Annotated in this window: 18 protein-coding genes; 3 read left to right on the forward strand and 15 right to left on the reverse strand. The window is 65.1% G+C overall.

Going from position 1 to position 20,741, the window contains the following annotated elements; genetic code table 11:
- Positions 1 to 84: 84 nt before the first annotated feature.
- Positions 85 to 771 (reverse strand): HAD family hydrolase, encoded by a 687-nt coding sequence (locus tag XI05_RS19045; RefSeq protein WP_271504484.1) that lies wholly within the window; start codon positions 769 to 771, stop codon positions 85 to 87.
- A 154-nt stretch (positions 772 to 925) separates the two neighbouring features.
- On the opposite strand from XI05_RS19045, the gene XI05_RS19050 reads away from it, so the two are divergent.
- Positions 926 to 1,378, forward strand: coding sequence for a nuclear transport factor 2 family protein (locus XI05_RS19050; protein ID WP_271504486.1), 453 nt, complete (start codon positions 926 to 928; stop codon positions 1,376 to 1,378).
- Between the two features lie 264 nt (positions 1,379 to 1,642).
- Here the strand turns inward: XI05_RS19050 and XI05_RS19055 are convergent, their stop codons facing one another.
- From XI05_RS19055 to XI05_RS19100, 10 genes are all read right to left on the reverse strand, one after another.
- Entirely contained in the window at positions 1,643 to 1,834 is a 192-nt protein-coding gene (locus XI05_RS19055; protein WP_036013862.1) for a hypothetical protein, read from the reverse strand.
- Positions 1,835 to 2,056: 222 nt separating this feature from the next.
- Entirely contained in the window at positions 2,057 to 2,467 is a 411-nt protein-coding gene (locus XI05_RS19060; RefSeq protein ID WP_027577195.1) for an acyl-CoA thioesterase, read from the reverse strand.
- Positions 2,468 to 2,488: 21 nt separating this feature from the next.
- The gene (locus XI05_RS19065) at positions 2,489 to 4,585 is read right to left on the reverse strand and encodes a 3-hydroxyacyl-CoA dehydrogenase NAD-binding domain-containing protein (protein WP_271504488.1); all 2,097 of its coding nucleotides are present in this window, start codon (positions 4,583 to 4,585) and stop codon (positions 2,489 to 2,491) included.
- Between the two features lie 2 nt (positions 4,586 to 4,587).
- Complete coding sequence (locus XI05_RS19070) at positions 4,588 to 5,871, reverse strand: acetyl-CoA C-acetyltransferase (protein ID WP_271504490.1); 1,284 nt, start codon at positions 5,869 to 5,871, stop codon at positions 4,588 to 4,590.
- Positions 5,871 to 8,138: an acyl-CoA dehydrogenase gene (locus tag XI05_RS19075; RefSeq protein WP_271504492.1), complete on the reverse strand. Its 2,268-nt coding sequence runs from the start codon at positions 8,136 to 8,138 to the stop codon at positions 5,871 to 5,873. Before XI05_RS19075 ends, XI05_RS19070 begins: the two co-directional genes overlap by 1 nt.
- Positions 8,139 to 8,401: 263 nt before the next feature.
- Positions 8,402 to 9,025 (reverse strand): flavin reductase family protein, encoded by a 624-nt coding sequence (locus tag XI05_RS19080; protein WP_271504494.1) that lies wholly within the window; start codon positions 9,023 to 9,025, stop codon positions 8,402 to 8,404.
- Positions 9,026 to 9,207: 182 nt separating this feature from the next.
- Positions 9,208 to 9,807: a TetR/AcrR family transcriptional regulator gene (locus XI05_RS19085; RefSeq protein WP_197963547.1), complete on the reverse strand. Its 600-nt coding sequence runs from the start codon at positions 9,805 to 9,807 to the stop codon at positions 9,208 to 9,210.
- Between the two features lie 33 nt (positions 9,808 to 9,840).
- A complete protein-coding gene (locus XI05_RS19090) occupies positions 9,841 to 12,978 on the reverse strand; it encodes an efflux RND transporter permease subunit (RefSeq protein WP_271504496.1) in 3,138 nt (1,045 codons plus the stop codon).
- A 171-nt stretch (positions 12,979 to 13,149) separates the two neighbouring features.
- Positions 13,150 to 14,256 (reverse strand): efflux RND transporter periplasmic adaptor subunit, encoded by a 1,107-nt coding sequence (locus tag XI05_RS19095; protein WP_271504499.1) that lies wholly within the window; start codon positions 14,254 to 14,256, stop codon positions 13,150 to 13,152.
- A gap of 243 nt (positions 14,257 to 14,499) precedes the next feature.
- Positions 14,500 to 15,840, reverse strand: a complete 1,341-nt coding sequence (locus tag XI05_RS19100) for an MFS transporter (RefSeq protein WP_271504501.1) — start codon at positions 15,838 to 15,840, stop codon at positions 14,500 to 14,502.
- Between the two features lie 81 nt (positions 15,841 to 15,921).
- Between XI05_RS19100 and XI05_RS19105 the strand changes: the two genes are divergently transcribed.
- Complete coding sequence (locus tag XI05_RS19105) at positions 15,922 to 16,401, forward strand: ribosomal maturation YjgA family protein (protein WP_271504504.1); 480 nt, start codon at positions 15,922 to 15,924, stop codon at positions 16,399 to 16,401.
- A 38-nt stretch (positions 16,402 to 16,439) separates the two neighbouring features.
- Here XI05_RS19105 and XI05_RS19110 read toward each other — a convergent pair whose 3' ends face one another.
- From XI05_RS19110 to XI05_RS19120, 3 genes are all read right to left on the reverse strand, one after another.
- The gene (locus XI05_RS19110) at positions 16,440 to 17,600 is read right to left on the reverse strand and encodes a winged helix-turn-helix domain-containing protein (protein WP_271504507.1); all 1,161 of its coding nucleotides are present in this window, start codon (positions 17,598 to 17,600) and stop codon (positions 16,440 to 16,442) included.
- Positions 17,601 to 17,725: 125 nt separating this feature from the next.
- Positions 17,726 to 17,971: a hypothetical protein gene (locus XI05_RS19115; protein ID WP_212259503.1), complete on the reverse strand. Its 246-nt coding sequence runs from the start codon at positions 17,969 to 17,971 to the stop codon at positions 17,726 to 17,728.
- Positions 17,972 to 18,069: 98 nt separating this feature from the next.
- Positions 18,070 to 18,306, reverse strand: a complete 237-nt coding sequence (locus XI05_RS19120) for a hypothetical protein (RefSeq protein ID WP_172785959.1) — start codon at positions 18,304 to 18,306, stop codon at positions 18,070 to 18,072.
- Between the two features lie 374 nt (positions 18,307 to 18,680).
- On the opposite strand from XI05_RS19120, the gene XI05_RS19125 reads away from it, so the two are divergent.
- Entirely contained in the window at positions 18,681 to 19,322 is a 642-nt protein-coding gene (locus XI05_RS19125; RefSeq protein WP_212259495.1) for an OmpA family protein, read from the forward strand.
- A gap of 54 nt (positions 19,323 to 19,376) precedes the next feature.
- Here XI05_RS19125 and XI05_RS19130 read toward each other — a convergent pair whose 3' ends face one another.
- Positions 19,377 to 20,657: a phospholipid carrier-dependent glycosyltransferase gene (locus tag XI05_RS19130; protein ID WP_271504510.1), complete on the reverse strand. Its 1,281-nt coding sequence runs from the start codon at positions 20,655 to 20,657 to the stop codon at positions 19,377 to 19,379.
- Between the last annotated feature and the right edge of the window lie 84 nt (positions 20,658 to 20,741).

The following is a 20,741-nucleotide window of genomic DNA, read 5'->3' on the forward strand; positions in this document are numbered from 1 at the left end:
GATGCATGGTGCGGCGGTTCGTGCCTGCGGTCAATGCGGATGCCGATCACGGTTAACGGATGGAGGTTCTCACGACGCCATTTCTTACCACGCCATGACGCTTGCAAGACGTGCGATCAGGTCCGGATCGTCGAACGCGCTGGCGGAGGCGACCGCGCCTGCTCCAACCAGGTCAGCATGGCTGAGGCTGGTGCGGATGCCGACGGTCGGAATGCCGGCCGCCGTTGCGGACTGCACGCCGGTGCGGGAGTCCTCGAATGCGATCGAGGCTTGCGGCCTCGCGCCGACGAAACGCAGCCCTTCCTGATAGGGCAGCGGATGCGGCTTGCCATGCGGCAGCTCGGCGCCGATCACGAGCGCCCTGAAACGATGCGTGATGCCGAGGCCGGAGAGCAGCAGCTCGGCATTGAGACGCGGCGCGTTGGTCACGGCGACCATGGGAATGCCGGCGCCATCGGCGCGGTCGAGCAGCGCCATCAGGCCCGGCAGCGGTGCGATCTGTCCGGCCACCAGGGTGCGGAAGACCTCCTCCTTCTCTTCGAGGATCAGGGCGCGCCGCTCCGGCGCCTCGTGGGGCAGAAAGCGATCGCCGATCGCGACATTGGCGAAGCCCTGCAGCTCGCGGGAGAAACGTGCGTGATCGAAGACGTGTCCGTGCGGGCCGAGCACCTGGTTGAAAGCCTTCAAGTGCAACGGGTCGGTGTCGGCGAGCGTGCCGTCGATGTCGAACAACAACGCCCGGCCCATTCCATCGTGTCTGGTCTCGATCATTTCCGTACTTTCCCAAATGCGCGACGCATCGATGCGGAAGGCGTATCAATACGGCGTCGATCGCGCAATGACGCGTCCACATGACTGGCAGGTGACACTCGACAAAGCCGCGCGCGACTGCAACACTGGTTGCAAGATCAAAAAGGAGGAAACGATGACGATCAACCGACGCGATCTGGCTCTCTCGACTCTTGCCGTCTCCGCGCTTGCGTTCGCGACGCCGGCGCTCGCCGCTTCGGCAGACGAGGAAGCCGTGGCGAAGAGGGTCGAGGCCTTCCGCCTCGCCCAGATCGCGGCCGATCCCAAGGCGCTCGGCGCGCTGTGCGCGGAGGAACTGAGCTACAGCCATTCCAGCGGCAAGGTCGAGGACAAGGCGACCTTCGTCGCCAACGCGACCGACGGCAAGTCGAAGTTTCTGTCGATCGAATACAAGGATCCCACCATCAAGGTGGTCGGCCCCGCAGCGATCGTGCGTTTCCACTGGCTGGGCGAGCAGGAGATGGCGGCCGATGGGAAAAAAGTATCGACCAACCTTCACATCCTGATGAACTGGCAGAAGCAGGGCGACGAGTGGAAGCTGTTGTCGCGGGCGGCGACGAAGTTGTGATGACGTTCTTGCCCTCTCCCCTTGTGGGAGAGGGTGGCTTCGCAAAGCGAAGCCGGGTGAGGGGTTGCCTCAGCGAGCACCTCTCTGATTTTTGAATGCACCGAAAGATACTGCTCATCCGGCGCCATAGCCGAAGCTTTGCTTCGGCGTTCTCTTAAGGCCTCCGGAGGCGGCCTATGCCACCTTCTCCCACAGGGGGAGAAGGAAGGGGCGGCAAAAAATTCCGACCACGCCTCGCGCGTCGAAATCACCGGCGGTAGGTGCTTACGCCGCCTCCTTCACATCGCCGTTCACCAGCCTGCGCGCGGCGCGCTCGGCTTCGCGGGCGTTGCGGAAGAGCTGGCCTTCGAGACGGTTGAAGCGGTGCGACGAGGCGAAGAAGCAGTAGCCTCCAGAAGAACGAACGACGATACCTGCGGTCTGCGAATCGACTTCGATGATGTAGCTGTCCGGCATAGTCCGTGGATTCCTCAGTGCGGGCAAACAACGGTGCTCCTGCCCAAAGGTTCCCTAGGCATTTGAGGCCGTTTCCACCCCGAATCGACACGCAATTGAGTACGCCGGGACCTCATCCGTTTTATGACTGGTTCTTGGCGAAGCCGCGACGCGGGTGACTTGCTCGTGCCGCGTTTTGCGGCGCTGCAAAGCTCGCAAGATGAGGCAGAGCGCCGCGCGCGATTACGTCGCGATCGGCGGATCGTTTCGCTGGATCGCCTGCGGACGGCCGTGGTCGTCGATCGAGACGTAGGTGAAATGACCGTCGGTGACGAGGAACGGATGCAGCTCCTTGCGCCGCAATGCCCACGCCTCGAGATGCACGGTCAGCGAGGTGCGCCCAACGCGCACGAGATTGGCATAGACCGAGACGAGATCGCCGACATAGACCGCTTTGCGAAAATTCATCGCCTCGATCGCGACCGTCACGGTGCGCGACCGCGCAACCTTCGAGGCGAACACGCCGCCGCCGACGTCCATCTGACTGAGCAGCCAGCCGCCGAAGATGTCGCCGTTGGCATTGGTGTCGGCCGGCATCGCCAGCGTGCGGATGCAGAGATCGCCGCTCGGGCCGGTCGTGGCTTGCTCGTTCATGCCCCTCTCACGCGAGATTGCTCACTTGAAATTGTCCCAGCCCGGATCGGGCGCGAAACGCGCGCCGAATCGTTCAGCCAGCGCGCCCAGAGTGGATACAATGTTTTCGACGCCACGCATGCGCGCATAGTTCAGCGGACCGCCGCGGAACGGTGCATAACCGGTGCCGAAGATCATGGCGCCGTCGACTGCATCGGCATCGTCGACGATGCCTTCGCGAAGGGCCGCGACGCAGACGTTGGACATCGGCAGCACCAGGCGGTCGATCATCTGGTCGGTGACGCGCGGACCGGTCTGCGGCAACGGCGTCTTCTCCGCCTTGCCATCCTTCCAGGTGTAAAAACCCTTGCCGGTCTTGCGGCCGAGCTCGCCCTTGGTGACCTTCTCGCGCAGCCAGGCCGGCGTCGGCGGCAGGAGATCGCCGAATTTGGTGCGCAGCATGTCGCCGACGTCGAGGCAGATATCGAGTCCGACCTGATCGGCGAGCTCGATCGGTCCCATCGGCATGCCGAACTGCTCGGCCGCAGCGTCGATCAGGCGTTGGTCCGTCTTCTCGTCCAGCATCACCATCGCTTCCAGCATGTAAGGCGTCAACGCGCGGTTGACGAGGAAGCCGGGCGAGCTCTTCACGGCGAGCGGCAGGCGGTCGATGGCGCCGACGAAGGCGAGCGCCTCTTTGAGTACTTGTGTATCGTTGCCGTCATGGCTGACGACCTCGACCAATTGCAGCCGCGACACCGGGTTGAAGAAATGCAGGCCGACCAGCCGCTCCGGCCGCGCCAGCGTCGTGCGCAGGTCCTGGAGCGGAATGCTCGACGTGTTGGTCGCGAGGATCGCGCCGGGCTTCATCCGCGGCTCGAGCCCGGCATAGACCTTCTGCTTCAGCTCCAGCTTCTCCGGCACCGCCTCGATGATGAGATCGGCGTTGCGGACGCCCTCGCCGTCCATGTCGGGGATCAGGCGATCGAGCGCGTCGCGCACGTCGGTGGGCTTGCGGATGATCTTGCCGTAGAGGTTGGCCGCGCGCTTCACCGCGCCTGCGATCGGCTCCGGCTTCATGTCGGCGAGCGAGACGCGAAAGCCCTGCCCCGCACACCAGGCCGCGATGTCGCCGCCCATGGCGCCGGCGCCGATGACGTGGACCTGCTTCACCGTGTTGCCGGAGCCTGCCGCCTTCTTCATCTGCTCGCGCAGGAAGAAGACTCGGATCAGGTTCTGCGCGGTCGGCGTCACCATCAGCTTGGCGAACGAGGCCTGCTCGGCCTTCAGCATCGCGGACTTGCTGCCGCCATCGGTCTCCCAGAGATCGATCAGCGCATAGGGCGCGGGATAATGCTCGCGCGATGCGGCCTTCGCGGCCTCCGCGCGCATGCGCTTGGCCAGCAGGCCGCGCACTGGCCCGAGATTGGCGGCGCGCGTCAGCAGACCGGGCTTGGCCCGCTTCAGACGGCCGAACAGCGCATCCTTCACCGCGCCCTGGACGTGGCGCTCCTGCGTCACGGTGTCGACGAGGCCGAGCGCCTTGGCGCGGCGCGCGTCGATGGTGCGGCCGGTCAGCATCAGCGCCATCGACTGGGTCGGATTGACCAGCGCTGTGAACCGGGCGGTGCCGCCGAGACCAGGATGCAGGCCGAGCATCACCTCCGGGAAGCCGAAACGCGCCCCCTCGATGGCGATGCGGGCCTGGCAGGCCAGCGCCACCTCGAGCCCGCCGCCGAGGCAGAAGCCGTGAATGACCGCGACCGTCGGCAGCTTTAGCGCTTCCAGATGGTCGACCACCGCGTGCGCGGCGCGGATGCGCGTCTCGACCATGTCGGGATCGGACGCGCCGCGGAATTCGTTGACATCCGCGCCGGCAATGAAGCCCGACGGCTTTGCCGAGCGGATGACGAGACCGGCGGGGCGCTCGGTCTCGATCGCCGCGAGCACGGCGTCGAACTCCTCCATCACATCGGAAGACAGCGTGTTGGCGCTGGCGTCAGCGCGGTCGAACAGCAGCCAGGCGACACCATCCGCATCGCGCGTCAGCTTGAAGTGCTTGTAGGGACCATCCGGTGCGGGCTGCGGCCCGAGCTCCAGCACGCGGCCGCCGAGCACGGTCATGATCTTGGAATCCATGGTCACACCGCCTCGATCAGCATGGCGCCACCGAGCCCGCCGCCGATGCATTCGGTGGCAATTCCGCGCCGCGTGCCGAGCCGCTTCATCGCATTGACGAGATGCAGCACGATGCGATTGCCGGAGGTGCCGACGGGATGGCCGAGCGAGATCGCGCCGCCATCGACGTTCAGCCTCTCGCGGTCGATCTCGCCGGCGGCACCATCGAGCCGCAATATTTCGCGGCAGAACTTGTCATCGTTCCAGGCGGCGAGACAGCCGAGCACTTGCGTCGCGAAGGCCTCGTTCAGCTCCCAGGTCTCGACGTCCTTGATGGTGAGGTCGTTGCGCTGGAGCAGCGGCGTCACCGACATCACCGGGCCGAGCCCCATGATGCTGGGGTCGAGTGCGGCCCAATGGCTGTCGACGATGACGGCTTTCGGCGTCAGCTTGTGCTTTGCCACGGCGGCGTCGGAGGCGAGGATCACCCAAGACGCACCGTCGGTGATCTGGGAGGAATTGCCGGCCGTGACCTGGCCCCACGGGCGCTCGAACACCGGCCGGAGCTTGGCGAGCGTCTCGGCCGTCGAGTCCGGGCGCACGCCGTCGTCGTGGTCGAAGAACTTGCCGTCGCGGGAGAACGCGGTCTCGACCTCGCCCTTCAGATAACCCGCGCTTTGCGCATGCGCGAGCCGGCGATGGCTTTCGGCGGCATAGGCATCCGACTGTGCGCGCGTGATGCCGAAGAGATGGCCGACGACCTCGGCGGTCTGGCCCATGTTCAGCTCGGTGACGGGATCGGTCAGGCCGCGCTCGAGGCCGATGATCGGCTTGAGATCGCGCGGCCTCAGCTTGAACGCTGAGGCGATCTTCGCGGCAACGCCCTTGGCAGTGGCAAGACCGGCGAACCAGCGCACGCCGGAATTCGGCCAGACCAGCGGCGCGTGGCTCAAGGCCTCGGTGCCTCCAGCCAAAATCATGTCGGCATGGCCTTCGCGGATATAGCGATAGGCGGTGTCGATCGACTGCATGCCCGAGCCGCAATTGATCTGCACGGTGAAGGCGACCATGTCCTCACCCATGCCGAGCCGAAGCGCGGCGACGCGGGCCGGGTTCATCTCGTCAGCGATCACGTTGACGCAGCCGAGGATGACCTGGTCGAAGCTATCGGGCGCGAACGGCTGGCGCGCCAGCAGCGGCCGGCCGCACTGCACGGCGAGATCGACCGGCGTGAACGGCCCGGGCCCCGAACGCGCCTTCAGGAACGGCGTCCGGCTGCCGTCGACGATAAATACCGGTCGTGCCATCAGCTCGCCGCCCTCTGCTCACCGAGTTCCTGGAAGAACTGATGCACATTGACGGTTTTCTTGTAAATCGGCGACAGCGCCTCCGGCGCAAAATCGTCGACCTCTATCACTTTTGTGACGGCTTCATGAGCTGCAGCAAGCTGCTCGCCCTCAGCCTGGGTGACCACGCCCTTGCTGACGGCCTCCTTCCAGTCGCGGATATGCGCAGCACGCATGCGCCTGGCGATCGCATCTGTCGCCGCGACCAGCTTGAACGCGCGCTCCAGCCGGGCAAAGCCGCCGTCGTCGTCGACATGAGCGAGATCCGGGGTGAGGCGCTCGCGCGCCGCCGACGGCTCCAGCACGATGGCAGCGCATTGGTGCACGACGCGATCGGACGGGCCGAGCACGCGGGCGCCGAACGGCTGGACCACGAGCTTGAGGAGGCCGGAGACGAAGCGGTTCGGCAAATTGGCCAGGATTTCGGCAAGCCGGTTCTCGATGGTTTTGAACCCGGTCGCCATGCACCATTCCAGCGCGGCGAAATCCTCCTTCTGCCGCCCCTCGTCCTGCCAGCGCTTCAGCGCGGCCGAGAGCAGGTAGAGCTCGGACAGGATGTCGCCGAAGCGGGCCGACAGCATCTCCTTGCGCTTGAGCGCGCCGCCGAGCGTCAGGAGCGCCATGTCGGCGCACAGCGCAAACGCCGCGGAGTAGCGCGAGAGCTGGCGGTAGAAAGGCGTGGCGTCGCCCGCATCCGGCGCCGGCGCGAATGCGCCAAAGGTCCAGCTCCGGCCGAAGACGCGGAACAGGGTCCGGAAGCTGTGGGCGACATGCTTCCAGAACGTCTTGTCGAACGCGCTGAGGCCGCGCTCGCGATCGGTATCGGCGAGCGCATTCATCTCGTCGAGCAGGTAAGGATGGGCGCGGATCGCTCCTTGCCCGAACACGATGAGATTGCGGGTCAGGATATTGGCGCCCTCCACCGTGATGCCGACCGGCACGGCGCGGTGGAGATTGCCGAGATAGTTTTGCGGACCGTCGATCACGGCCTTGCCGCCATGGATGTCCATGGCGTCGTCGACCGCGGTGCGCATCCGCTCGGTCGCGTGCAACTTCATGATGCCGGAGATGACGGCGGGATGGACGCCGGCATTGAGCGCCGCGCAGGTCAGCCGGCGCGCCGCATCGAGCTGATAGGCCGTGGCGACGATGCGCGCCAGCGGCTCCTCGACGCCTTCGAACTTGGAGATCGAGATGCCGAACTGCTCGCGGATGCGGGCATAGGCGCCGGTGGTGCGCGCAGCATAGGCGGCGCCGGCCGCCGACAGTGACGGCAGCGAGATGCCGCGGCCGGCGGCGAGCGCGGTCATCAGCATCTTCCAGCCCTGCCCCAGGCGCTCCCCACCGCCGATGACATAGTCGAGCGGAATGAAGACGTCGCGGCCCCAGTTCGGGCCGTTCTGAAAGACCTGCATCGAGGGCAGGTGGCGCTGCCCGATCTCGACGCCGGGCAAGTTCGTCGGGATCAGCGCCACGGTGATGCCAAGCTCTTCCTGGCCCCCGACGAGATGATCGGGGTCATAGGCCTTGAAGGCAAGGCCGAGCAGCGTCGCGACCGGGCCGAGCGTGATGTAGCGCTTGTGCCAGTTGAGGCGGAGGCCGACGACCTCGCGCCCCTCGAATTCGCCCTTGCAGATGATGCCGCTGTCGACCATCGAGGCGGCATCGGAGCCGGCTTCCGGGCTGGTGAGGCCGAAGCAGGGAATCTCGCGTCCGTCGGCGAGCCGCGGCAGCCAGCGCTGCTGCTGCTCAATGGTGCCGAAGCGCATCAGGAGCTCGCCGGGGCCGAGCGAGTTCGGCACCATCACGGTGACCGCGGCCGCGATCGAGCGGGTCGAGATCTTGCGTACGACTTCCGAATGCGCGTAGGGCGAGAAGCCAAGGCCGCCGAACTCCTTCGGAATGATCATGCCAAAGAACTTTTCGCGCTTGACGAAGTGCCAGACGTCCTGCGGCAGGTCGCGCGATTCCCAGAAAATCTTCCACTCGTCAAGCATGGCGCAGAGCTCGTCGACGGGGCCATTGAGGAACGCCCGCTCCTCGTCCGTCAGCCTCGCCTGCGGGACCTTCAGCAGCTTCGACCAGTCGGGGTTGCCGGTGAAGAGATCGGCATCCCACCAGACGTCGCCCGCCTCCAGCGCCTCCCGCTCGGTGTCGGACATCGCCGGCAGCACGCCGCGCGCCCAGGAGAAGATCGGCTTTGTGATGGTGTCGCGGCGGAAGCTCATGGCGGACCTCATGCATCGGCGCGGAGACAGGTCATTTTAGCGGAAAATCGGCGGGCGGAGGCGAACATCTCGCCTGCAACATTGACGCGGCCGGGCGGCCGCCCGAGCCATAACGGCCTGGGCGTGGGGACAGTTCCGGGAGGGGTGGGGGCGTCATTCCGGGGCGCGCAAAGCGCGAGCCCGGAATCCATCGTGCAGCAGCTCGGTGGACCAATGGATTCCGGGCTCGACGCTACGCGTCGCCCCGGAATGACGGGAGTGACCTAATCCGGCCGGACCATCTCGAACATGTTTTCCGGCTTGATCTCGAAATAGTCGCCGCGGCGGCCGGCGCGGACGATGGGGCGGGCGGCGGCGGTCTGGTAGACGCCGTCCTTGATCAAGGCCTTGTCGATGTGGACGGCGACGACTTCGCCGAGCGTCAGCCAGGCGTCGGCCTCCTTGCCGTCGGCGCCCTTGAGGCGGACGATGTCGGAGACCTTGCACTCGAAGGCGACGGGGCTCTCGCCGACGCGCGGGACATTGACGAGCTTGCCGGGCACGGCCGTGAGGCCCGCGACCTCGAACTCGTCGACTTCGGGGGCGACGTGCGCGGCGGTCGCGTTCATGTGCTTGGCGAGATCCATCGTGGTGAGATTCCAGACGAACTCGCGGGTCTGCTCCATGTTCGCCACCGTGTCCTTCCAGTTGGTGGAGGAGAAGCCGATGATCGGCGGCACGTAGCAGAACGCGTTGAAGAAGCTGTAGGGCGCGAGGTTGACGTGGCCCCTGGCGTCGCGCGAGGAGATCCAGCCGATCGGCCGCGGCGCGATGATGGCGTTGAAGGGATCGTGCTTGAGGCCGTGGCCCTTGGAGGGCTCGTAGAAGTACAGGTCTTTGTCGGTCACGCTGGCTTTCCCCCGCTCGTCATTGCGAGCGCAGCGAAGCAATCCAGAATCCCTCCGCAGAGACAGTCTGGATTGCTTCGCTGCGCTCGCAATGACGGAGTTTGTTGGTCCGTCATTGCCCGCCACCGGCCCGTCATTCCGGGGCGGAACGGCTTGCTTATAGGAGCAAACGCCCCCGCCCGTCAGTGGCGCGGCGACAGACCGGCGATGACGAAATCGATCATCTGGTCGATGGTCGGGCCCGGCTTGGTGGCGCACTGGGCGATCATCTGGGGGTGGAAGAAGCGGATCATCGCAGAGCAGGAGCAGAGCGCGGCCAGCTGCAGGTCCGGCGCCTCGAACTCCCCGGAGGCGACGCCTTGCGCGATCATCTGGCCGATCATTCCGGCGATGCATTCCATATGGGCGACGCAGACGTCCCAGTCCTCCTCCATCGCGATCGCGACCATCTCGTGCAGCTTGTTGTCGCCGACATAGCGCTCGGTGTTCATGCGATTGATGGTGGTGAGCAGCTCGCGGAAGCGCTCCTTCACCGGACCGGGCTTTGCCACGATCCGCTGCGCCTCCAGCTCGACCTCGCCCATCAGCGAGCGCGCCACCGCCTGATGAATCGCCTTCTTCGATTCGAAGAAGCGATACACGTTGGCGGGGCTCATCCTGAGCTCCTTGGCGATGTCGCCGACCGTCGTCTTCTGGTAGCCGATCTGGCGGAACAGCCGCTCGGCCACCTCGAGGATGCGATCCCGGGTGTCGACTTCGATATGTTCCGAAACAAGGGCCATCAGTCAGGACTCGTTGGTCAGCAGTCTTCTCATCTATTCAGCCGCTTCGGCAAGCGGAATTGCGTGCGGGTCATCGCTCCCATGCTGCGGCGCGGCAGGCTGCTCGGGCGTTCCGGCCTCGTCCAGGCTCTTGCGGAACCACAGGGCGTAGAGGCCCGGCAGATACAGGAGCGTCAGGAAGGTCGCGACGAACAGGCCGCCCATGATGGTGATCGCCATCGGGCCCCAGAAGGCCGAGCGCGACAGCGGTATCATGGCCAGAATGGCGGCGAGCGCCGTCAGCACCACCGGTCGGGCACGGCGGACGGTCGCCTCAACGATCGCCTCGCGCCGGGTCAGGCCGTGGCTGACGTCGGTCTCGATCTGGTCGACCAGGATGACCGTGTTGCGCATGATCATGCCCGCGAGCGCGATCAGGCCGAGCAGCGCCACGAAGCCGAACGGGGCATTGGCGACGTTGAGGCCGAGCGAGGCACCGACGATGCCGAGCGGCGCGGTCAGAAACACCAGGATCAGGCGCGAGAAGCTCTGCAGCTGGATCATCAGCAGCGTCAGCATCACCATGACCATCACCGGGAAGAGGATGAAGATCGAGGCGTTGCCCTTGGCGGATTCCTCGAACGCGCCGCCCGGCTCGATCCGGTAGGCCGGCTCGAGGTGATCCTTGATCGCCTTCAGCTTCGGCGTGATCTGGTTGGTGACATCAGGCGCCTGCACGCCATCGACGACGTCGGAGCGCACGGTGATCGCCATGTCGCGGTTGCGCCGCCACATGATCGGCTCCTCGTGGGCATATTCGATTCGAGCGATCTGCTGCAGCGGCACGGCGACGCCGTTGCGCGAGGTGATGGTGAGATCGCCGACGCCGCCGAGATCGAGACGCTCGGACGGGATCGCACGGGCGACCACGCCGACCTTCTCGATGCCGTCGCGCACGGTGGTGACCTGCGAGCCCGAGATCAGCATCGCCAGCGCCTGCGAGACGTCCTGCGGGGTCAGGCCCATGGCGCGGGCGCGGTCCTGGTCGACGACGAGCTTCAGGTAAGGCGACTGCTCGTTCCAGTCGAGCTGGACGTCCTTGACGCTCTTGTTCTCCCGCATGACGTCGCGGACCTGGTAGGCGATCTCGCGGACCTTGTTGGCATCCGGGCCGATCACGCGGAACTGGACGGGGAAGCCGACCGGCGGGCCGAAATTGAAGCGGTCGACGCGCACGCGCGCCTCGGTCAGGAAGCCCTCGGCAGCCGCGGTCTCGATCTTGGCCTTGATGCGCTCGCGCGCCTCGACGCCCTTGGCGACGATGACGATCTCGGCAAAGGCCTCGTTCGGAAGCTGCGGGTTGAGCCCGAGCCAGAAGCGCGGCGAGCCCTGGCCGACATAGGCGGTATAGGTCTCGATGTCCTTGTCGTCCTTGAGCAGCGTCTCGGCCTTCTTCACCGCCTTTTCGGTGACGTTGAAGGCGGTGCCCTCGGGCAGGCGCAGCTGCAGGAACAGCTCGGGCCGCTCCGACAGCGGGAAGAACTGCTGCTGGACCTGGCCAAAGCCGACGATCGAGGCGACGAAGACGCCAACGGTCGCGACCACCACGGTGATGCGGTGGTTGACGCACCATTGCACGATGGCGCGCAAGCCGCGGTACATGCGGGTCTCGTAGACCGCATGCGGATCATGGTTGTGGTGGACCTTGATCTCGGGCAGCAGCTTGGCGCCGATATAGGGCGTGAAGATCACCGCCACGAACCAGGAGGCGACCAGCGCGATCGCCACGATCCAGAAGATGCTGCCGGCATATTCGCCGACCGCGGAATTAGCAAAGCCGATGGGGAGGAAGCCAGCGGCCGTGACCAGCGTTCCCGTGAGCATCGGAAACGCAGTAGATTCCCAGGCAAAGGACGCCGCGCGCATGCGGTCCCAGCCCTGCTCCATCTTCACCACCATCATCTCGACCGCGATGATGGCGTCGTCGACGAGCAGGCCGAGCGCGATGATCAGCGCGCCGAGCGTGATGCGGTGCAGGTCGAGCGACATTGTGTTCATGACGACGAAGACGATGCCGAGCACCAAAGGCACCGACAGCGCGACCACGATGCCGGTACGCCAGCCGAGCGCCAGGAACGAGACGAACAGCACGATGACGAGCGCTTCCATGAACGAGTGCACGAACTCGCCGACGGCGTGCTCGACCACCTTGGGCTGGTCGGCGATCAGCCTGACGTCGACGCCCTGCGGCACCGCCTTCATGAAGTCGGCCGTCGCCTTCTCGACCTGCTTGCCGAGCTCGAGGATGTTGGCGCCCTTGGCGGTGACGACGCCGATGCCGATCGCGGGCTTGCCTTCCTGGCGCACGACGAAGCTCGGCGGATCGACATAGCCGTGGGTGACGGTGGCGATATCGCCGAGACGGAACACGCGGCCGTTGCTCTCGACCGGCGTTTCGGCGACGGCCTTGGCACCGTCGAGCGCGCCGGTGACGCGCAGCGGCACGCGCTGCGAGGAGGTCTCGACCGTGCCGGCCGGGGTCACGTTGTTCTGCTTGGCGAGCGAATCGAACAGGGCCTGCGGCGTGATGCCGAGCGTGGCGAGCTTGGCATGGCTGAATTCGACGAAGATGCGCTCATCCTGGTTGCCGTAGACGTCGACCTTGGTGACGCCGGGCACCTTGAGCAGGCGCTGGCGAAAACCTTCGGAGACCTTCTTGAGCTGGGCATAGTCGGCGCCGTCGCCGGTCATCATGTAGAGGATGGAATCGACGTCGGAGAACTCGTCGTTGACGACGGGTCCGAGGATCCCTGCGGGCAGCTGACCCTGCACGTCGACCAGCTTCTTGCGCAGGAGATAGAAGAGGTACGGCACGTCCTTCGGCGGCGTGTTGTCGCGGAAGGTCACCTGGAGCGCGGTGAAGGCGGGCTTGGAATAGGTCTGCACCTTCTCGAAATAGGGCAGTTCCTGGATCTTCTTCTCGATGGGATCGGCGACCTGGGTCTGCATTTCCTGCGCGGTCGCGCCGGGCCAGATCACGGAGACGTTGACCACCTTCACCGTGAAGAACGGGTCCTCGGCGCGACCGAGCTTCTCGTAGGAGAAGAAGCCGGCAACGCCGAGGATGATCATCAGGAAGAGCACCAGCGTCGGATGGCTGACGGCCCAGGCCGAAAGGTTGAAGCGCTTCATCGCACTCTCCGAAAGACGATCCAGTTGCAAACAACGATGCTCAAACCGTCGTCGCGAGGCAGCGAAGCAATCCAGGGGGCTGGGCAGGTTCTGGATCGCTTCGCCGCTTCAGCCTTTGCTTAGGGACAAGGGCCGAAACTCACCTCACACGACGTAACTCGTAAGAATTTCTTAGAAGCTCAGCGACGACACGATCCGCACCCGCTGGCCCGGATCGAGCTTCTGCACGCCGAGGGCGACGATCTTGGCGCCCTCCTCCACACCGCCGGTGATGACGACGTCCTTGCTCTCGTAGGACTTCACCGTGACCGGCTTGAGCGTGACGCCACCGTTGTCGTCGACGACGTAGAACGACGGCTTGCCGCCCTCGTTGAACAGCGCCGACAGCGGCAGCCGCGCGACCCGCTCGGTGGCGGCATCCGACAGCGTCAGCGTCGCGGTCATGCCGAGCGCGACCTTGTCGTCGGCCTCGGGCAGCGAGAACTTTGCCAGATAGGTGCGCGTGGCGGGATCCGCCGCCGGCGCGATCTCGCGCAGCTTGGCCGTGTATTTCTTGTTCGGCTCGGACCAAAGAGTGACGCTGGCGACGCCCGACTTGGCACGTCCAACCAGCGTCTCAGGGATCGCGACGACCGCTTCCTTCTCGGCAAAGCGGGCGACACGGATCGAAGCCTGGCCCGCGGCGACCACCTGGCCGGGCTCGATCAGCGTTGCGGTGACGACGCCGCGGGCGTCGGCAACGAGCGTCGCGTAGGAAAGGGAATTCTTGGTCAACTCGACCGAGCGCTCGGCCCGGTTCAAGCGCGCACGCGCTTCATCGGCGGCGGCGCGGCTCTGGTCGAGCTGCGCGTCGGTGGTCCAGCCCTTGGCCTTGAGGTCCTTGGCGCGCTGCTCGGCGGCGGCGGCCTGGGCCAGCACGCCGGTTGCGGCGCTCTGCTCGGCAACGGCCTGCTCGGCCTGGAGCTTCAAATCGATCTCGTCGAGGGTGGCGAGCGGCTGGCCGACTTCGACCGTCTGGCCGACTTCGACGAGGCGCTTGGCGACCTTGCCGGCGACCCGGAAGCCGAGATCGCTCTCGATCCTGGGGCGGATGGTGCCGACGAAGCTGCGCTCCGGCGTCTCGGCATCATAATGGGCGGTTGCCACCAGAACCGGCCGCGGCGGTTCGGCCTTCTCGGCGACGGTATCGTTGCACCCCGCCAGCGAAACGGCCATCAGGGCGAGCGAGGCTCCTGCCAAAAGCTTGGAATAGCTCGACAAAACCGACCGGACGAACATCGAAGGACACTCCTGCATCTCGATTGAGAGGAATGTCGACTGTTCACTGATAAAAGTCAATAATCGTCAGTCATCAGGAATGCGTGATTGTTAAGGGGGTGGTGCGTTTTGAGTGGAATGGCGACAGCGGTGCTATCGTAGGGTGGGCAAAGCGGAGCGTGCCCACCAATCAGGTCAGCGTAGGGGAAGACAGTGGGCACGGCGCGAAGGGCCGCGCCTTTGCCCACCCTACAAGACCCTGCACTACCGCCCTTGGCCGGCGAATTCGTGCTTGCTGTCGTGGCCGCCGACGAACACCAGGATGCCCGCGAGCAGCGGCAGCACGGCGAGCACCAAGAGACCGGTCGAGGTCTGCCCCGTCGCTTCATTGACCCAGCCAATCAGGTACGGCCCACCGAATCCGGCGAGATTGCCGATCGAGTTGATTAGCGCGATGGCGCCGGCGGCCGCCGTGCCGGAGAGCCAGGCCGTCGGCAGCGTCCAGAACACGCCGAAGCAGCAGAACACGCCGATCGCGGCGACCGTCAGCACCACCATGGTTAGCGTGGGATCGGTGAGATAGGAGGACACCGCGAGCGCAATAGCAGTCAGGATCAGCGGTGCGCCGACATGGAACACGCGCTCGCGGCTCGCATCCGAATGCCGCGCCCACAGGATCATGGCGATGGTGCCAAACAGATACGGGATCGCGGTGACGAACCCGGTCTGGGCGTTGGTGAGGCCGAACGCCTTGACGATCTGCGGCAGCCAGAACTGCATGCCGTAGAGCGCGCCGACGAAGCCGAAATAGATCAGGCTCAGCGTGATTACCTTCGGCGAGGTCAGCGCCTCGCCGAGCGAGAAATGCTTCACCGCCTGCTTGGCCGCAATCTCCGAATCGAGCTTCGCCTTGAGCCACGCCTTCTGCTCGGCCGAGAGCCAGTCCGCCTTCTCCGGCTTGTCGGTGAGGTAGAACCAGGTGGCGATGCCGAGCAGCACCGACGGAATGCCCTCGATGATGAAGAGCCATTGCCAGCCTTTCAGCCCCATCATGCCGTCGAGCCCGAGCAACAGGCCCGAGATCGGCGCGCCGATCACGGTCGAGACCGGCACCGCAATGGCGAAGGCCGCAAGAAAGCGGGCGCGATATTCGGCCGGATACCAATAGGTGAGATAGAGGATGATGCCCGGGAAGAAGCCGGCTTCGGCCACGCCGAGCAGGAAGCGCAGCACATAGAAGCTGGTGACGCCGCTGACCATTGCCATCAGCGCCGAGATGATGCCCCAGGTCACCATGATCCGGGCGATCCAGCGGCTGGCGCCGAATTTCTCCAGCGCCAGATTGCTCGGCACCTCGAAGATGAAATAGCCGATGAAGAAGATGCCAGCGCCCCAGGAGAAGATCAGCGGCGTGAACTTCAGCTCCGCATTCATGGTCAGCGCGGCGAAGCCGAGATTGACGCGGTCGAGATAGGAGAAGAAGTAGGCCAGCACCAGGAACGGGATCAGTCGCCAGGAGATCGCGCGGATGGTCGAGGTTTCGATATCGCTCTTGCTGGCGCTCTCGGCACCGCCGGCGGAACCGGCATAGGTGGTCTGGCTCATGGCTTCCCCCCGGGTTGTTGCTTTTTCTAGGGCCAAGTGGCGGTTTTGAGCATCGCGGGCAAAGAGTCAATGGAGCGAGCAATGCGCGGAGCGCAGCCGGATCAACCCGTGGCGCCGATGCGGATCTCGCTGATCCGCGCCGGCCTCGCACTCGCGGTGATCGTCTGCGGGCTGTCCTTGCGCTGGTATGGATTCCCGCTCGGGTTTCCAGCCTTCGTGGTGAAGTATGGCGGCTCGCTGTTATGGGCCACGATGGTGTTTCTGCTGGTCGGAGCCGTGCTGCCGGGACTCACGCAGACGCAGATTGCGGCGATCGCGGCTGTGATCGCCATCGTCGTCGAAGTCTTCCGGCTGGTGCACACGCCATGGCTCGATGCGTTCCGGCTGACCACGGCCGGCGGGCTGCTATTGGGGCGCATCTTTTCGCTGTGGAATCTCGTGGCCTACGTGATCGGGATTGCGCTCGGCGGTTGGATCGATCGAGTTGCCAAGATGCACACCCTCGTAGGGTGGGCAAAGCGAAGCGTGCCCACCATAAGCAGATGGTGGGCACGGCGCTAACGCGCCTTTGCCCACCCTACGAGACCGATGCCAAGCCCTCACTCCGCCACCTGAAACCGCTCGAAGCGGTCGAGCTCCTCCTCGATCACGCGCTTCAGCTCCTTGCGGCCCGCCGTCTTCCTGCCCTGCCCGACCCAGGTCCATTTCTGCATCAAGAGCTTCTTGTTCTGCCGGTCGGTCTTGAGATCGAGCGCGGCGACGATCTCGTCGCCGACCAGCACGGGCAGCGCGAAATAGCCGAGCTTGCGCTTGGCCTTCGGCACATAGGCCTCGAACAGATGGTTGTAGCCGAAGATGAGGTTGGTGCGCTTGCGCTGGATGATCAGGGGATCGAACGGCGAAAGGATGTGGACGAGATCGGGCGATACCTCATGCGGCTCGAGCGCTGCGGGCGAAGCCCAGTGCTCCTGCTTGCCGGCGCCCTCGATCGCGACAGGCACGAGCTCGCCGCGGCGGACGCGCGAGGCGATCAGGCGCGCGACCGGCTTCTTGCTCGGCGCATCGAGATGGCAGACCGAATCGAGGCTAACCACGCCCTGCGAGCGCAGCGCGCGATCGAGCAGATAGGCCGTGATCTCGCTTGCCGGCGCCGGCTTCGGCAGCCTGTCCCAGCCGAAATGACGCGTCGTCAGCTCATAGGTCTTGAGCATGCCCTGGCGCTCGCTGATGGTGACGGCGCCGGTATAGAAGGCGAGCTGCAGCGCCCGCTTCGACGGCTTGCGGCTCTGCCACAGATGCTCCTTCTCGACGAGCACGTCGTCGTCGATGTCACGGATCGTCAGCGGCCCGGTGCGCAGCAGCCGCATCACCTTGCGCGTGTCGGCCGGCTTCACCGCAGCGAACCATTTGTGCCCCTCGCGGCGGTGCTCGCGCATCGCCGGCAGGAAGAAGCGGAAGTCGTTCGCCGGCACGTAGGAGAGCGCGTGCGTCCAGTACTCGAACACGGTCTTGTCGATGCTCTGGGCATGGCGCAGATCGGCGCGGCGATAGGACGGGATCCGGCTGAACAGGATGTGGTGATGGCAGCGCTCGATGACGTTGATGGTGTCGATCTGCACATAGCCGAGATGCGCGACTGCGGCCGCGGCGGCCTGTGCGCCTTCGCCGAACGGGGCGCGCTGATCCAGCCGCTGGGCATGGAGCCAGATCTGCCGGGCCTGTGTCGTGGTGAGCGGGAGTGGTTTGGGCGCGCGGGACATTGCGAGGAGGAATGTAGCGGGATTCGCGCAGGAAAAAGAGACACGGCAAAACGGCGGGCGAAAGAAAAAGCCGCGCTGCCATCTGCTGCCAGCGCGGCCAGAACGTGCAAGTTCGGCAGGAAACCTTACTTCATCGCCATCGATTTTTCGGCGCTCATGTAGTGCTTGCAGGCGGCGCGCATGTTGCCTTTGCTCATCTCAGAATTGGCCGAGGCCATCGACTTCCTCGCTGCCATCTTGCCCGGCGTGTCTTCGCCGCCCAGCCCGCCAACGAGCTTTGCCATGTTCGCACTGGTGCATGCCATCTTGGCGGCGGATGCGGGAGACAGAGCAAGTGCAACGAACGTTGCCGCGAGCAACAGGGTCTTCATCAATTTCTCCTCCGGAAACGAAGCCGGCTACATGCCGGCCAACGCAGCATCCATCTTTCCCGGACAAACGGCTCGCAGAGAAGATATTTTCGTTGCGCCTAACGTGCGGCTTTTGGGCGCTCCCCGACGCTGCCGGTCGCCACATCGGGTTCACACGACGCCTTGCCGCGCCCCTCCGACTGGCACCGATAGACGCTGCCGGTGAGACGATCGACCAGCCAGATGTTCTCCTCGGTCGGCCCTTCCAGGCCGACATAGCGGGAGGTCAGCCCCGTGATCAGTGTCGACAGCAGGATCGCCACCGCGATCATCGCCGCGCCGATATAGATGGGCATTGTGCTCGGGGTCACTGTCCGGTCCGGCGGGCCGCTGCGATGGAACTGATAGTCGCGCTGATAGTCACTTGGCCTCGGCACAGGACGGAACTCGCCTCCCCTCGCGTCAAATTGTCGAATGATTGAAGCGTGCTAGGCGGGCATCTGGTCGAATTCTTGTTCGCGGGCGGGCGGTGCGGCGACGCCTTTGCGACTTTCGGGTTTCCCGGAACCCCGCGGCTGCCGGTCCGAAAGCAGACTGCGAACGATCGAACCGGACCAGGGTGCCCTCGGGTCGTCGTTTCGAATGTGACCAAGATCACATCGACGCCGTTGAACCTGCCCTAGGCTCGCAGCATCAAATCGCCATCAGGCGTAACAGCGAGGATACGACAATGACCCGTTTTGATAAATTCTTTGGACTGAAGGCGATAACTCTCTCCGCAGCCCTGACGATGACGGCGAGCCTTGCGCTGGCCGGCGACAACAACTTCTCCGCCGACCAGATCGTCGATGCGCTGAAGCCGAAGCCGGCGACGCGCGGCCTGTCCGTTGGCCCCCAGGCCGACACGACCGTGCAGGCCAAGGAAGCGACCTTCCTGAACACCGTGCGGAACCGCTCGACCCGGTCGCTCTCGACGGGCGAGCGCGAGCAGATTGCCGAGCTCGCTGCGACCAAGCCGAAGATCGATCTGGAGATCCAGTTCGACTACAACTCGGCCGACATCGCCAAGACGTCGGTGGCCTCGGTCCAGGCGCTTGGCAAGGCGCTGTCCGATCCGGCGCTGAAGGGCTCGACCTTCGTCGTCGCCGGCCACACCGACGCGACGGGTGGCGAAGCATACAATCAAGGTCTCTCCGAACGGCGCGCCGACACCATCAAGAAGTACCTGATGCAGAATTACGGCCTCAACGGCAACGATCTCGTCACCGTCGGCTACGGCGAGACCAAGCTGAAGGATGCAGCCAACGGCGCCGACCCGATCAACCGCCGGGTCCAGGTCGTGAACATGGACACCAAGACCGCGGCGAAGTAACTCTCCGCCCCTGGGTGAAACACGCCGCCTGCCGCAGCCCGACAGGCGGCGAAATCATATCCAGCTTTGGAACAGCATCAGCCGGTTGAAGCTCCCCATCGAGGTGCCGACGAAGGCTGCGGAAATCGGCAGCATCACCGCAAAGCCGGCCGCGGCGATGCCGACATAGACCCACAGCAGCCAGCGCGGCAGACCATCGCGGCGCATTGCATAGACCAGCGCCAGCGTCGCCGCTGTCGCGGCCGGCAGATAGTAGTAGATGAAGCCCAGCGTGCGCGGCAGCAACGCCCAGGCGAGCCAGGGACCGAAGTAGAATGCCGCGATCAGGAATGCGTCCCAGCGCCGCGCCACGATGAAGTCGCGCAGCACGATGGCGAGTGCGGGCAGTGCCGGCCACAGCACGAGGGGATTGCCGAGGAAGACGATCGCAGCGACGTGGTCCTCCGCCGTCTTGTCGAACAGGAACCAGACCGGGCGCGCGAGCAGCGGCCAGGACGGCCATGCGCTCATATAGGTGTGGCCGGCAATGGCCGTCGTGGTGTTGTCGGCAAAGATCCGACGCTGCGCCTCGATCAAGTCCGGCAGTGACAATCCGTAAAGCGGAACGAAGGCCGCAAGATAAGTCATGCCGGGCAGGACGGCGAAGCAGAGCGCGACATGATGCAGCTTCAGGCCGGGCCAAAGCTCCGGCCGATACCAGTCGTCCGGCTTCGCATCGGCGAACAGCGTGTGCCAGCCCTGCATCAGGCGGATCACCGCAACGACGACGATGCAGACGCCGAGCGGGAACAGGCCGCTCCATTTACACGCGGCCGCAAGGCCGAACAGGCTGCCCGCCACCGCGAACAGCGCTTGCGGCCGCTCCCTGCGAAACCCATGCATGAAGGCGGCGGTGGCGAGCAGACCGAAGCCGAGCGCGAAGATGTCCAGCATCGCGATGCGCGCCTGCACGTAGAGCATCTGGTTGAAGGCCGCGATCAGCGCGGCGGCGATCGCCGGCGACTGCGCTGCGAACAGCGCGAGTCCGCACAGATAGATTGCGACGATCGCGAGCGCGCCGAACAAGGTCGCGGGATAACGCCAGCCAAGCGCGCTGTCGCCGAAGGTTGCGATCGATGCCGCGATCAGCTCCTTGGCCAGCGGCGGATGCATCGGATTGAGCGTCGGCTGCGACATCGCGGGCGCCAGCATCTGTCGCGCCGCCGGCACGTAATGCACCTCGTCGAAGACGAATTTTTCCGGCGTGGTGACGCCGATCAGCAGCGCCAGATGCGCGATCAGGAAGATCGCGACAGCGATCACTGCGCTCCGCGACACCGCCGGAACCGCAGGCAATTCGCGCGTCTTTTGTGGGACTGTCTTGCGTGGCAAATTGGCTGCACCGCGGAGAAAAAGAAACTGCTTCTCGTCATTGAACGC

This window comes from Bradyrhizobium sp. CCBAU 11357 (genome assembly GCF_028128865.1).
In the GTDB taxonomy this organism is placed as follows: domain Bacteria; phylum Pseudomonadota; class Alphaproteobacteria; order Rhizobiales; family Xanthobacteraceae; genus Bradyrhizobium.